The sequence below is a fragment of the Archangium gephyra genome (genome assembly GCF_042230915.1).
GTDB classification, from domain to species: Bacteria; Myxococcota; Myxococcia; order Myxococcales; family Myxococcaceae; genus Archangium; species Archangium gephyra_B.
This window is the reverse complement of record NZ_CP102578.1, coordinates 9964264-9977260: the sequence shown is the minus strand read 5'-3', so window position 1 is coordinate 9977260 and position 12997 is coordinate 9964264. Positions and strand designations below refer to the sequence as shown.

Below are 12997 nucleotides of genomic sequence, written 5' to 3'. Positions count from 1 at the left end.
CCCTCGCCTTACACTGCGTCCCATGACCGATCGGCTGAAGGCCCTGCTCTCCTCCGCCCCGCGCTACCCCCAGCGCATCGTCTGCATGACCGAGGAGACGACCGAGACGCTGTACCGCATCGGCGCGGGAGAGCTCGTGGTGGGTGTCTCCGGCTTCACCGTGCGTCCGCCCGAGGCACGCAAGAAGCCGCGCGTCAGCTCCTTCCTGGACGCCAACTTCGAGCGCATCCTCGAGCTGAAGCCGGACCTGGTGCTGGGCTTCTCGGATCTGCAGGCGGACATCGGCCGCGAGCTGTGCAAGCGCGGGGTGCCCGTGTACCTCTTCAACCAGCGCTCGCTCGCGGAGATCCTCCAGACGGTGCGCGTGGTGGGCGCGCTGGTGGGGCGGGCCGAGGCCGCGGAGAAGCTGGCGGACGAGCTGGAGGCCAACCTCGTGCGGCACGCGGAGGCGGCGGAGCGGCTGCCGCGCCGGCCCCGCATCTTCTTCGAGGAGTGGCACGAGCCGCTCATCTCCGGCATCCGCTGGTGCTCGGAGCTGGTGGAGCTGGTGGGCGGGGAGGACGTGTGCCGCGAGACGCGCGTGCACCAGGGCGCCAAGGGCCGCATCTTCGAGCCGGCCGAGGTGGCCCGGAGAGACCCGGAGGGCGTCATCGCCAGCTGGTGTGGCCGCAAGGCCAAGCGCGAGAAGATCGTCTCGCGGCCGGGCTGGGAGCGGGTGCGGGCGGTGGTGGAGGATCAGCTCTACGAGGTGAAGAGCTCGTTCATCCTCCAGCCGGGCCCGGCGGCCCTGTCGGATGGGGTGGAGCAGCTCGCCAGCATCGTGGCGGCCATCGCCCGGGGCGAGAAGCTGCCCTCGCCCCGTCCGGGAGATCTGCGGGCCGCGCCGCTACCCGCCGACCGCGCGTAACTGGGGAAGGGACTCGCACACCACGCGCAGGAAGTCGTCGATGTCGAGCGGCTTGTGCATCAGGCGCACGCCCGCGGGAGGCTGCACCCGCGGGTGGGCGGTGATCATCAACGCGCCCGTACTGTGCAGCCGGTGCTCGCGCTCGGCCTGCTCCAACAGCCAATCTCCGTTCTGGCCAGGCAGCATGTAATCGGTGATGACCAGGTGGAAGGACTCCGACCTCAAACGGGCCAGTCCCTCCTCCGCGGTACCGCTTCCGGCGACCGAATAGCCCTCGCTCTCGAGGAGATCGGTCAGCCCTTCGCGGATGTCCTCGTTGTCCTCTACCAGGAGAATCTTCACGTTGCGTCCGGACGTTACGGGGTGCATCGCTCTAAAGCCTGAAGTCTCCCGCTTCCGTCCATGCCCGGGAATCCCCTCCAGTCCCGCGGGGGCTGGAGCTGTTCACTAACGTATTCCCGGGCCCCGGCGGCGTGACAGGATGGGCGCCGTGTCGCTCGCCTGGCTGCCCCTCATCCTCGCGCCCCTGCTGGCGGCGGAGCCCGCTCCACCCGCCGAGGGCTACGAGGATGCGCTCGTGCAGTGGGGCCTGTCGCTCGAGGAGGGCCGGAGCCTCGAGCCGGAGCCCGAGGGCAAGCGCCTGGAGGCGGTGCTCGTGGCCTCCGAGGACGTCGTCGCCCCGAGTGATCCGTACCCGCTGCTGCTCAATGTGTTCCACGCGCGGACCCGCGAGGCGGTCATCCGGCGCGAGGTGCTGCTGGAGCCCGGGGCGCCCTACTCGGCGGCGCGGGCCTACGAGACGGCGCGCAACCTGCGCAAGCTGGGCATCTTCGCGGTGGTGCGCGTGGTGCCGGTGCGCGGCTCCATGCCGGACGCGGTGTCGCTGCTCATCATCACCAAGGACCTCTGGTCGCTGCGGCTCAACCAGGACTTCCAGATCGTCGGCCCGTTGGTGCAGTCGCTGCGGCTACAGGGCACCGAGCAGAACTTCCTCGGGCTCAACAAGAAGGTGGCGCTGGACTTCCTGCTGCGCCGGGACTCGCTGAGCTTCGGGCAGACGTACGTGGACCCGCGCCTGGCGGGCAGCCGCTGGTACCTCAGCGAGACGGCCTCGCTCATCGTCGGACGCGAGAGCGGCCAGCTCGAGGGCTCGCGTGGCAGCGTGCTGGTGACGCGGCCCTTCTACGCGCTGGACACGCCGTGGAGCTTCCAGGCGCAGGCGGTGTGGCGCGTGCAGCCCGTCCGCGTCTTCCGCGGCGCGGAGGTGTGGGCCCTGCCGTACCCCGATGGCGGGACGGTGCCCTACATCTACGATGCGCGCGAGCTCAGCGGGAGCACGCTGTACCTGCGCTCCTGGGGCTCTGCTCGCTACAAGCTGGACGCGGGCGGGGGCGTGGGCGTGTACCACCGGCGCTATGGGGCTCCCGCGGACTCCGGGCTGGACGAGGCCCGGCGCACGTGGCTGCGCGACACCTACCTGCCTCGCGGCGAGGATGCCACCTACGTGCTCGGCTACGCGCGCTTCTGGGAGACGCGCTACGAGGTGATGCGCGACGTGGACTCCTACGCCCTCTCCGAGGACTTCCAGGTGGGGCCCTACCTCACCGCCACGGCACGCTACGCGCCCGCGCTGCTGGCCTCCGCGGGCAACTTCGCCGAGGTGGGCCTCACCGGCCGTTACCGCGTGCGTCTGGGGGATGCGCTCAGCTCGCTGGCCGCCGCCGCGTCCGTGCGCCGGCTCCTGGGCGGGGAGGGGGCGGGGACGTGGGTCAATCGCCGCTGGGCCGTGGAGCTCCAGCAGGTGTCCCCCAAGGTGCTCGGCGGGCGCTTCGTGGTGCGGGGCCTGCTGGACGTGAACATCGACGACCTCAACGAGCGCGTGCTGCTGCTCGGAGGCGGCAACGGACTGCGGGGCGCGCGGCCGGAGGCGTACTCGGGCAAGCGCACGGCGCTGCTCAACGTGGAGTACCGCACCCGGCCGCTCATCCTCTACACGGTGCACCTGGGCGGCGTGCTCTTCTACGACGCGGGCTCGGCGTTCGATGAGGGTCCCCGCTTCGTGCACTCGGTGGGCGTGGGGCTGCGGCTGCTCTTCCCCCAGTTCAACACCTTCCCGTTCCGCCTCGACTTCGGGTACGTGCTCAACGACGAGCGGCCCGAGTTCGGCGGCCGCTTCTCCTTCAGCGGCGGACAGGTGACGGAGTTCCGGCCCGGCTTCCTGGACTCACCGCTGTAGCCTCAGCGATTGAGCTGGTAGCGGCGGGCGATCTCCGTCACCTCGCGGGTGACGGCCTGGAGCGTCTCGGTGGCCTGCAGCGTGGTGTCCAGGCGCTTCATCGTCTCGTCCATGCCGGCCGAGATGTGGGCGATGGCGTTGAAGATGTGGGAAATCCCCGTGTTCTGCTGGTTCACCGCGACGGCGATCTGCCGCACGGCCGCAGCGTTCTCCTGGATGATGAAGGACATCTCGCGCAGGTTGTTGCCCGAGGACTTCACCATCTCCAGGCCGCCCTCCACCTGCAGGGCGCCCTGCTCGCTCATGGAGACCACGTCCCGGATGGCGGTGCCGATGTCCAGCAGGCTCTTGCGGATGAGGGCGTTCTCCCGGATGGTCTGATCCGCCAGCTTGCGGATTTCACTGGCCACCACGGCGAAGCCCGCGCCCTGGTCCCCGGCGCGTGCGGCCTCGATGGAGGCATTGAGCGCCAGCAGGTGCGACTGGTCGGCCAGGTCCTTCACCGTGACGGCGATGTGGGCGATCTGCGTGGCGCTCTCCTGCAGGCGCAGCACCTTGCCGCGGATGCCGTCCACGAAGTCGCGGATGGTGTTGAGGCCCGCCAGGGTCCGGTCCAGCGCCTCCTCGCCGTACTGGCCGAGCTGCCCCGCGTGGCCGGCCACGCTCAGCACGCTCTCGGCCTTGTGCGAGGCCAGCTCCGAGGTGGTGCGGATCTCCTCCGAGGTGAGCTGGGCCTGTTGCAGCATGGCGGCCTGCTCGGACAGCCGCTGGCGCTGCTGGTTGCTCGCGGAGCCGAGCGCCGTGCTCGCCGACAGCAGCATGGTGGCCGAGGCCTGGAGCCGGGTGGGAATCTCCTGGAGCCGCTCGAGCACCGTCACCATGCCCGCCGCGAGGTCTCCCATCTCGTCGGTGGAGGCCCAGCGGGGCGCGAAGGGGGCGCCCTGGGCCAGGGCCTCGATGGCCTCCATCACGGCCGCCGTCGCGCGCACCTGCCGGCGCGCCAGCATCCAGGCGGAGAGCGACAGGACGATCAACACGAAGGCCCCCAGCGCCAGCAGCGGCGGGCCCATCGTCGAGAGCAGCGAGTCGCTGAAGCCGTGCAGCTTCTGGGCGATCAGCTCGCCCTGGGCCTGGGAGATGGACGGATCCGCGAGCACGGCCCTCATCTGCGCATCGCGCAGCTCGAGCGTCTGCAGGACGAACACCAGCCCCGACAGCACCAGGGTGCTCGTCAGGGTGGCGGCGAACACGTAGGGTAGGAACCAGCGCTGCCTCGGCCAGAAGAGCCCCCGTCCAGTGGCGTGCACCCGCAGGCGGTTGCGCTCCTCGACGACGAGCGGCATCAACATCTGCTCGAGCTTGATGCCCACGGGCAGCGCCAGCACCTGGCCGATGGTGGCGGCCACCAGGAACCCGAGCCCGATCATCATGGGGTGCTTGCCGGTCCGGAGCACCAACGGGATGACGTAGACGAGGCCGCCCAGGAGGGCGGGGGCCTGGGTTCCCACGAACGCGAGCTTCCAGGGCAGCATCTGCAGGCGGGCGAGCCGCTCCTGGGGAGGCTCGTCGGGCCGCACGGGGAGGTTGCCCCGCAGCAGCACGGAGATGCCCGTCCAGGGGATCAGCAGTGCCGCCACCACGAAGACGACCGGGAGCACATGCAGCAGCGCCCAGAGGTGGTCCCCCGCCGACAACCCCAGCGACAACGCGAGGAGGTAGCCGGCGATGGGCGCGGAGGGAGTGAGCCACGCCAGCACGACGAGGTGGATCCGTCGGGCGAGCTGCGGAGGAATGACCGTCTGCGGGGGCGAGCCGTTCATGAGGCGGGGGCCATTCTCCCAGAGGGAGGGCGTCGGAAGGAAAGGCGGGGGGAAGAAATCCCGGCGCCTGCCTGGATGCCTCCCTACCGCCGTGATGCTAGTCCGAGGCCGCCCGGCGTGTCTGCAACTGAAGGAAAACTGGGAAAAAGGAAGGCTAGGGGGGTGGGGTGTGCAGCAGCTCCCGGAAGAGCACTTCGGCCACGTCCCGGAAGAGCTCCCCCGAGGCCAGCAGCCCCCCACAGTGGTGGGGCTCGCGCGCCAGCGTCAGTGCGACACAGCGGCCGAGCACCGCCTCCCAGAAGGACTCCGAGTCCGGTGGCAGGAGGTAGTCCCGGATGACACCTCGAGGCCAGGGCAGCACCGTGGTCGGGTCCGCATCGCTCAGGCTGGTGAAGCAGTCGAGGTCCACGTCCAGCAGGATGCGCTCGGCGGAGGCCAGCACGTCGCGCACCGCGTCACCGGGAGCGGGCGCGTTGAAGGCCTCGGCCGCGCGGTCCACCGTGGGCACCACCACCAGCCGGTGCGGGCGCCCCCGCGTGTCCACGTACACGTCGCCAGCGAACGTGCCCCGAGGCCGTCCCCGGGCGATCACCAGCGCGTCGCCCACCAGCCCGGCCTCCATCGCCGCCAGCACGTGGTCGTAGTTGCGCACGTCCAGCGACCACCGCGCGTGCTCGTCCAGGGCCCTCAGCCCCGCCGAGCGGTCCGGCACCGCCGCCGGTGCCTGGGGCACCACCAGGTCCAGGTGCCGGTCCAGCGTCACCAGCAGCGCCGCCGGCCCGTCCTCCAGCGCGCAGGCCCACGCGGGCAGCGCCAGCCGGTGCGGGTCGAATACGTACGCGTCCGTCGGGCCCCGTCCTCCGCCGAGTGACAGCCGGATGACGCCCGCGAGACGCAGGTGCTTGTGGGATTCGTCCATCACTGGGAATAACCGCCCCTGCACGGCATTTGGCGGGCCGCGCGCCGCCAGGAGTGTAGGCTGCGCGCGCTTCCTACCTCAAAGGAGGGACCGCCCGCCTCCCGGGCGCCAGCCCCGCATGCGCATCCTGCTCGCAGCCGCGCTCCTTTTGACGAGCGCTCCCGTCCTCGCCCAGCCGCCCCCCGCGAAAACCATGACCGCCTCACAAGACGCCTTCCTGCGGGACTACGCGGAGACACGCCGCTTCATGAGCGGGCGTCCCGTCAACCCCCGCATCACTCCCGACGAGAGGACCGTCCTCTTCCTGCGCGGCCAGCCCCGCGCCCCCATCCAGACCCTCTTCGCCTTCGACGTGGCCACCGGTGAGGCGAAGGAGGTGCTCACCCCCGAGGCCATCCTCAAGGGCTCCGAGGAGACGCTCTCCCCCGAGGAGAAGGCCCGCCGCGAGCGCATGCGCGTGAGCGCCCGGGGCTTCACCTCGTACCAACTGTCCGAGGACGGCGAGCGGATTCTGGTGCCGCTCTCCGGCAAGCTCTACCTGGTCGAGCGCGCCAGCGGGAAGTCCACCGAGCTGAAGACGGGCCCGGGCGTCATCGACCCGCGCTTCTCCGCGGACGGGCAGCACGTGGCGTACGTGCGGGACAACGACGTCTTCCGCATCGAGCTGGCCACCAACAAGGAGCACCGCGTCACCACGGGCGGTACCCCGGCGAAGACGCACGGCCTGGCCGAGTTCGTCGCCCAGGAGGAGATGAGCCGCTTCTCCGGCTGGTGGTGGAGCCCGGACGCGAAGTTCATCGCCTACACCGAGTCGGACACGGCGCAGGTGGAGAAGCTCTCCATCATCGACGTGATGCACCCGGAGAAGGGCGCGGAGGACTACTCGTACCCGCGGCCGGGCAAGAACAACGCGAAGGTGCGCCTGGGGATTACGCCCGTCACGGGCGGCAAGACGGTGTGGGTGCAGTGGGACGCGGAGAAGTACCCGTACCTGGCCACGGTGGTGTGGCCGAAGAAGGGCTCCCTGTCGGTGCTGGTGCAGAACCGCACGCAGACGGAGCAGAAGCTGCTCGCGGTGGACACGGCCAGCGGCAAGACGAAGGAGCTGCTCACCGAGAAGGACGACGCGTGGCTCGAGCTGGAGCAGACCTTCCCGCTGTGGCTCGAGGATGGCAGCGGCTTCCTCTGGTACACCGAGCGCAACGGCGGCCCCGAGGTGGAGCTGCGCAACGCGGATGGAAGCCTCGCGCGCTCGCTGGTGAAGCCGGAGGCGGGCTTCCGCAACCTCGCCCGCTACATCGAGAAGGAGCGCACCCTCTACTTCGTCGGTGGCCCCAACCCCACCGAGAGCTACCTGTGGCGCGTGAAGGAGGGCGGCGCCCCGGAGCAGGTGCGTCCCGGCACCACCGGTGAGGCCGTCGAGATGGGCGCCGTCGCCCGCTCCGGCAACCTGGCCGTCATCACGCATTCGAGCCCCACGTCCATGCCGCGCACCTACGTGGTGCGGGGGGATGGCACCCGCGTGGGCGAGCTGCCCTCGGTGGCGGTGGAGCCCGGCTTCGTCCCCGTCGTCGAGTACCGCGAGGTGGGCCCGCTCAAGTTCCACTCCTCGCTGGTGCGCCCGCGCAACGGCAAGCCTGGCCAGAAGCTGCCCACCATCGTCGAGGTGTACGCCGGCCCCACCGTCACCGTCGTGCACAAGTCCATGGCCGCGCACCTGCTGTCGCAGTGGATGGCGGACCAGGGCTTCCTCATCGCCCGCTTCGATGGCCGGGGCACCCCGCTGCGCGGCTCCAAGTGGCAGCGCGCCGTGCACCTGGACTTCTCCGGCGTGACGCTGGAGGACCAGGCCGCCGCCGTCCAGGCGCTCGCCGCCGTGGTGCCCGAGGTGGACCTGCAGCGCGTGGGAATCGAAGGCTGGAGCTTCGGTGGCTACATGGGCGCGCTCGCCGCCCTCAAGCGCCCGGACGTCTTCAAGGCCGCCGTCGCTGGCGCCCCGGTGGTGGACTGGCTCGACTACGACACCCACTACACCGAGCGCTACCTCGGCCTGCCCCAGCAGCACCCCGAGGCCTACGAGAAGAGCTCGCTGCTTACCTACGCGCGCGACACCAGCAAGCCCCTCTCCCCGCTGCTGCTCATCCACGGCACCGCGGATGACAACGTCTACTTCTTCCACACCCTCAAGCTCTCCGACGCGCTCTTCCGCGCCGGCAAGCACCATGAGTTGCTGCCCCTGAGCGGCCTCACGCACATGGTGCCGGATCCGCTCGTCACCCAGCGCCAGTACGAGTGGGTGATGGGCCACTTCAAGCGCCACCTGGCGAAGTAGGGGCGGGGGCGCCCGCAAAGAGAAAGGCCCGGCTCCCCCCTGGGATGCCGGGCCTTCTTCCCAGGTCACTCCGCGGACGGAGTGGCTCGGGTCGGAATCAGGCCGCGCGAACGTTCTGCGCCTGCAGGCCCTTGGGGCCCTTGGCCAGCTCGAACTCCACCTTCTGCCCCTCGGCGAGAGTGCGGAACCCATCCATGTTGATGGCGGTGTGGTGGCAGAACACGTCCTCGCCCCCACCATCCTGCACGATGAATCCGAAGCCCTTCGCGTCGTTGAACCACTTCACGGTACCAGTTGCCATTGTGCTTCCTTGTCAGGGGAGCCGACCCAAGGCCGGCTCGTTTCCCGTCCCCCGTGTGCCGGGTGACACGTGAAGTTCTAGGCGGGCAGCCGAGCGCCTGTCTAGTCGGCTGCCCTGTTTTCCTGGTTGCTACCGTTTAGCGGTTTTTCAAATTTCCAGCAGGAGCCGAGTGGGGTCCTCGATGCAGTCCTTGATGCGCACGAGGAACTGCACGGCCTCGCGGCCGTCGATGAGGCGGTGATCGTAGGAGAGGGCCAGGTACATGATGGGCCGGATGACGACCTGGCCGTTGCGGGCCACCGGGCGCTCCACGATGTTGTGCATCCCCAGGATGCCCGTCTGGGGCGGGTTGATGATGGGGGTGGAGAGCATCGAGCCGAAGATGCCGCCGTTGGTGATGGTGAAGGTGCCGCCCTGCAGCTCGGCGAGCGTGAGCTTGTCGTTGCGCGCCCGGACGCCGTAGTCGCCGACCTTCTTCTCCAGCTCGGCCATGGACAGGGTGTCGGCGTCGCGCACCACGGGGACCACCAGGCCGCGGCTGCCGCTCACCGCCACGCCGATGTCGTAGTAGTGCTTGAAGACGACGTCGTCGCCGTCGATCTCCCCGTTGACCTGGGGGAAGGCCTTGAGGGCCTCGACGGCGGCGCGGATGAAGAAGCTCATGAAGCCGAGCTTCACGCCGTGACGGGCCAGGAACTTGTCCTGGTGCTGCTTGCGCAGGTCCATCACCGCGCCCATGTCCACCTCGTTGAAGGTGGTGAGGATGGCGGCGGTGGACTGGGCCTGGACGAGGCGCTCGGCGACGCGGCGGCGCAGCGGCGTCATCTTCACGCGCTCCTCGCGGTCGGCGCGCGGGCGGGGACCGGAGGGGGCGGCCGGAGCCGGAGCACGCTGAACGGGGGCCTCGGCCGGGCGGTTGAGCTGGCCGAGCGCGTCCTCCTTGGTGATGCGGCCGCCGGTGCCGCTGCCCTTGAGCTGGGCCACGTCGAGCTTGTTCTCCTCGACGATCTTCCGGGCGGTGGGCGTCATGCGGACGTCGGCACCGGCGGCGGCCGTGGGAGCCGCGGCGGCGGGAGCGGGAGCGGCGGCCGGAGCGGCGGCCTGGGGAGCGGAGGCGCCAGCGCCGGCCTCGATGGTGCCCAGCACGTCACCCACGCGCACCTTGTCGCCCTCGTTGAAGGCGATGGTGAGGATGGCGCCGGCGGCGGGAGCGGGCACGTCGATGGTGACCTTGTCGGTCTCCAGGACGACGAGGGGCTCGTCGGCGGTCACCGCCTCGCCCTTCTTCTTGTTCCACTTCCCGACGACGGCTTCAGTGATGGACTCGCCCAGGGGCGGGACTTTCAGTTCAACGGCCATTCTTGGTTCCTCGGAGGATGGCTTCCTCGACGATGAGCTGCTGCTCCAGGTTGTGCGTCTGAGGGAAGCCGGTGGCGGGGCTGGCGGCTTCCGCGCGCCCGATGTAGCCCACCTTCAGCGGGTTCTGGCCCCGAGTGGAGGCCAGGTCGTGCAGGCGGGGGAACATGAAGTGCCAGCCACCCGAGTTCCGGGGCTCCTCTTGCACCCAGTAGAGCTCGGTGAGCTTCGGCATCTTCGCGACGAGGCCTGCCAGCTCGTCGAAGGGGAAGGGGTAGAGCTGCTCCACGCGCACGATGGCGATGGAGTCGTCCTTGCGCTCGTCCCGGGCCTTGACCAGGTCGTAGTAGACCTTGCCGGAGCACAGGAGCAGGCGCGTCACGCCGGCCGGGTTCACCTTGTCCAGGATGATCTCCTGGAAGGTGCCGGTGGCCAGCTCTTCCAGCTTGCTCGTCGCCTCGGGGCGGCGCAGCAGGCTCTTGGGCGACATGATGACGAGCGGCTTGCGCAGCGGGCGCAGCACCTGGCGGCGCAGCAGGTGGAAGATCTGCGCGGGCGTGGTGGGGTAGGCCACCTGGAGGTTGTCCTCGGCGCTCAGGCTCAGGAAGCGCTCCAGCCGGGCGCTGGAGTGCTCCGGGCCCTGGCCCTCGTAGCCGTGGGGCAGCAGCAGGGTGAGGCCGCTCAGCCGCCGCCACTTGCTCTCACCGGCCGCGATGAACTGGTCGATGATGATTTGAGCGCCGTTGGCGAAGTCACCGAACTGGGCCTCCCAGATGGTGAGGCCGTCCGGCACGTCGAGGCTGTAGCCGTACTCGAAGCCCAGCACGCCCATCTCCGACAGGGGGCTGTTGAAGACCTCGAAGCGGGCGCGGCCGGTGGGGAACTGGCGCAGGGGGACGAAGTTGTCGCCCGTCTTCACGTCGTGCAGCACGGCGTGGCGGTGGCTGAAGGTGCCGCGCTCGCTGTCCTGGCCGCTCAGGCGGATGGCATAGCCCTCGGACAGCAGCGTGGCGTAGGCCAGCGACTCGCCCTCGCTCCACTGCAGCTCCTCGCTCTGCAGCATGCCCTGGCGCTTCTTGAGCACCGTGCGCTCCACGTCGCGGTGGACGTTGAAGCCCTCGGGCACCTCGCTCAGCTTCTTCAGGGCCGAGCGCAGCGTCTCCTTGTCCACCGCCGTGGTGACCTGGGGGGCGCTCTTGTGCAGTCCGCCCTTATAGGGCTGCCACAGGCCTTCCAGCGCGTTGGGCTCCTTGAACTGGCTCTGCGCCCGGGCGCGCAGCAGCGCCGCGTCGAACTCCTGCATGCAGTGCTGCTTGATGGCCTCGGACTCCTCGGCGGGAATGCGGGCCTGCTGCGCCAGCTGCTGCGCGTAGAGCGTGCGCACGGTGGGGTGCTTGCGGATGATCTCGTACATCGCCGGCTGGGTGAACGAAGGGTCATCGCCCTCGTTGTGGCCGTAGCGGCGGTAGCAGACGAGGTCGACGACGACGTCGCTCTTGAAGGTCTGGCGGAACTCGGCCACCAGGCGGGCCACGTGGACGCACGCCTCGGGGTCATCCCCGTTCACGTGGAAGACGGGCACGTCGAGCATCTGCGCCAGGGCCGTGGAGTAGATGGAGCTGCGCGAGTCGGACGGGTCGGTGGTGAAGCCCACCTGGTTGTTGATGACGACGTGCAGGGTGCCGCCCGTCTTGTAGCCCTCGAGGCCCGCCATGTTGAGCGTCTCGGCCACCACGCCCTGGCCGATGAAGGCCGCGTCGCCGTGGATGAGCAGCGGCATCACCTTGGTGCGCTCGGTGTCTCCGCTGCGGTCCTGCTTGGCGCGCACGCGGCCCTCCACCACCGGGTCCACCGCCTCCAGGTGGCTGGGGTTGAAGGCCAGCGACAGGTGGATGTTCTTGCCGCCGCGCGTGGCGTGGTCCGAGCTGAAGCCCATGTGGTACTTCACGTCGCCGCGGCCCATGTGCTGCTTGGGATCCTGCGGGCCCTCGAACTCGCTGAAGATCTGATCCGGCTTCTTGCCCAGGATGTTCGTCAGCACGTTGAGGCGGCCGCGGTGGGCCATGCCGATGACGACCTCCTTGAGGCCCAGGTCCCCGCCCACCTCGAGCACGGCGTCCAGCATGGGCACCAGGGCCTCGCCGCCATCGAGCGCGAAGCGCTTGGCGCCGATGAACTTGGTGTGCAGGAAGTTCTCGAAGCCCTCGGCGTAGGACAGCCGGGTGAGGATGTGGCGCTGCTCGTCCACCGTGAAGGCCGTGCGGTTCTCGGTGTACTCCATGCGCTTCATCAGCCAGCGGCGCCGCTCGCTGTCGAGCATCTGCATGTACTCGACGCCGACGGCGCCGGTGTACGTGCGGCGCAGCCGGCCCAGCAGCTCCTTGAGCTTCACCCGCGCCTCGGGGAAGACGTTGGCGCTCTCCACCAGCTGCTCCAGCTCGGCGGAGGAGAAGTGCTTGTCGTCCACCATGCCCACGTCGGCCACGTGGTCCAGGCTCGGGCGGGCCCGGCCGAGCGGATCCAGCTGGGCGCGCAGGTGGCCGCGCAGGCGGAAGGCCGAGATGGCCTGATCCACCCGGGCCTGCAGCTTCATGTCCTGCTGGAAGGCGACCGTGGGGGCCGTCTGCGGGGCCAGCGCCACCGCGGCGGCGGCCTTGTTGCCCTCGCCCTTGCCCTTGCCGTCTCCCTTGCCTTCCTTGCCCGGGACCACGGGGGCGGGTGGCTCGATCAGGGTCTTGTTGAAGATGGGCCGGCCGGCACCGTCGTTGCCCTCGAACAACTCGCGCCAGCTCGGGTCCACGCTGGACGGATCCTCGAGGTAGCGCGCGTAGAGCCCCTCGATGAAGTCGATGTTTCCGCCGGAGAGGTACGAGTCCTGGAAATTCGCCATGGCGTGCGCTCTTTTACTGGAAGGCCGCCCCGTTGGGGGGTTTTCGGCACGATTTGTTGATCAGCTGGGCCCCGTCTCCCAGTCCCATCGGGCGGGGCGAGCAGCAGGATTCATGCGCCACGTGAGCGCAACTTCATCCGCTGTTTCCTACCGGGTAGGGTGGGGGCGCCGGGCTTCTTCCTGGCTTACCCGGGCCTCCGGGAGTGATAAACCCCCCGGACTTCCTTCTCTTTAGT

The 12997-nt window shown here is 69.6% G+C and carries 9 protein-coding genes; 3 read left to right on the top strand and 6 right to left on the bottom strand.

All coding sequences use genetic code 11. The features are described 5' to 3' along the window. Positions 1–22: 22 nt before the first annotated feature. Entirely contained in the window at positions 23–907 is an 885-nt protein-coding gene (locus NR798_RS39225; RefSeq protein ID WP_375767689.1) for a cobalamin-binding protein, read from the top strand. Here the strand turns inward: NR798_RS39225 and NR798_RS39220 are convergent. Beyond that, positions 887–1249: a response regulator gene (locus NR798_RS39220; RefSeq protein WP_375767688.1), complete on the bottom strand. Its 363-nt coding sequence runs from the start codon at positions 1247–1249 to the stop codon at positions 887–889. The genes NR798_RS39225 and NR798_RS39220 overlap by 21 nt on opposite strands. A 139-nt stretch (positions 1250–1388) precedes the next feature. Between NR798_RS39220 and NR798_RS39215 the strand changes: the two genes are divergently transcribed. After that, positions 1389–3143, top strand: coding sequence for a BamA/TamA family outer membrane protein (locus NR798_RS39215; RefSeq protein ID WP_375767687.1), 1755 nt, complete (start codon positions 1389–1391; stop codon positions 3141–3143). 2 nt (positions 3144–3145) lie between these two features. On the opposite strand, the gene NR798_RS39210 is transcribed toward NR798_RS39215, so the two are convergent. Next, a complete protein-coding gene (locus NR798_RS39210; RefSeq protein ID WP_375767686.1) occupies positions 3146–4963 on the bottom strand; it encodes a methyl-accepting chemotaxis protein in 1818 nt (605 codons plus the stop codon). A gap of 154 nt (positions 4964–5117) precedes the next feature. Further along, entirely contained in the window at positions 5118–5882 is a 765-nt protein-coding gene (locus tag NR798_RS39205; RefSeq protein ID WP_375767685.1) for a hypothetical protein, read from the bottom strand. A 118-nt stretch (positions 5883–6000) separates the two neighbouring features. Between NR798_RS39205 and NR798_RS39200 the strand changes: the two genes are divergently transcribed. Further along, the gene (locus NR798_RS39200; protein WP_375767684.1) at positions 6001–8214 is read left to right on the top strand and encodes a DPP IV N-terminal domain-containing protein; all 2214 of its coding nucleotides are present in this window, start codon (positions 6001–6003) and stop codon (positions 8212–8214) included. 97 nt (positions 8215–8311) lie between these two features. On the opposite strand, the gene NR798_RS39195 is transcribed toward NR798_RS39200, so the two are convergent. The 3 genes from NR798_RS39195 to NR798_RS39185 all read right to left on the bottom strand — a co-directional run bounded on the left by NR798_RS39195 (position 8312) and on the right by NR798_RS39185 (position 12761). Continuing rightward, on the bottom strand, positions 8312–8515 hold the full coding sequence (locus NR798_RS39195) for a cold-shock protein (RefSeq protein ID WP_047860205.1): 204 nt from the start codon (positions 8513–8515) through the stop codon (positions 8312–8314). A 147-nt stretch (positions 8516–8662) separates the two neighbouring features. After that, positions 8663–9874, bottom strand: a complete 1212-nt coding sequence (gene odhB, locus NR798_RS39190; protein ID WP_375767683.1) for a 2-oxoglutarate dehydrogenase complex dihydrolipoyllysine-residue succinyltransferase — start codon at positions 9872–9874, stop codon at positions 8663–8665. Continuing rightward, the gene (locus tag NR798_RS39185; protein ID WP_375767682.1) at positions 9864–12761 is read right to left on the bottom strand and encodes a 2-oxoglutarate dehydrogenase E1 component; all 2898 of its coding nucleotides are present in this window, start codon (positions 12759–12761) and stop codon (positions 9864–9866) included. The genes odhB and NR798_RS39185 overlap by 11 nt, the downstream gene beginning before the upstream one ends. Between the last annotated feature and the right edge of the window lie 236 nt (positions 12762–12997).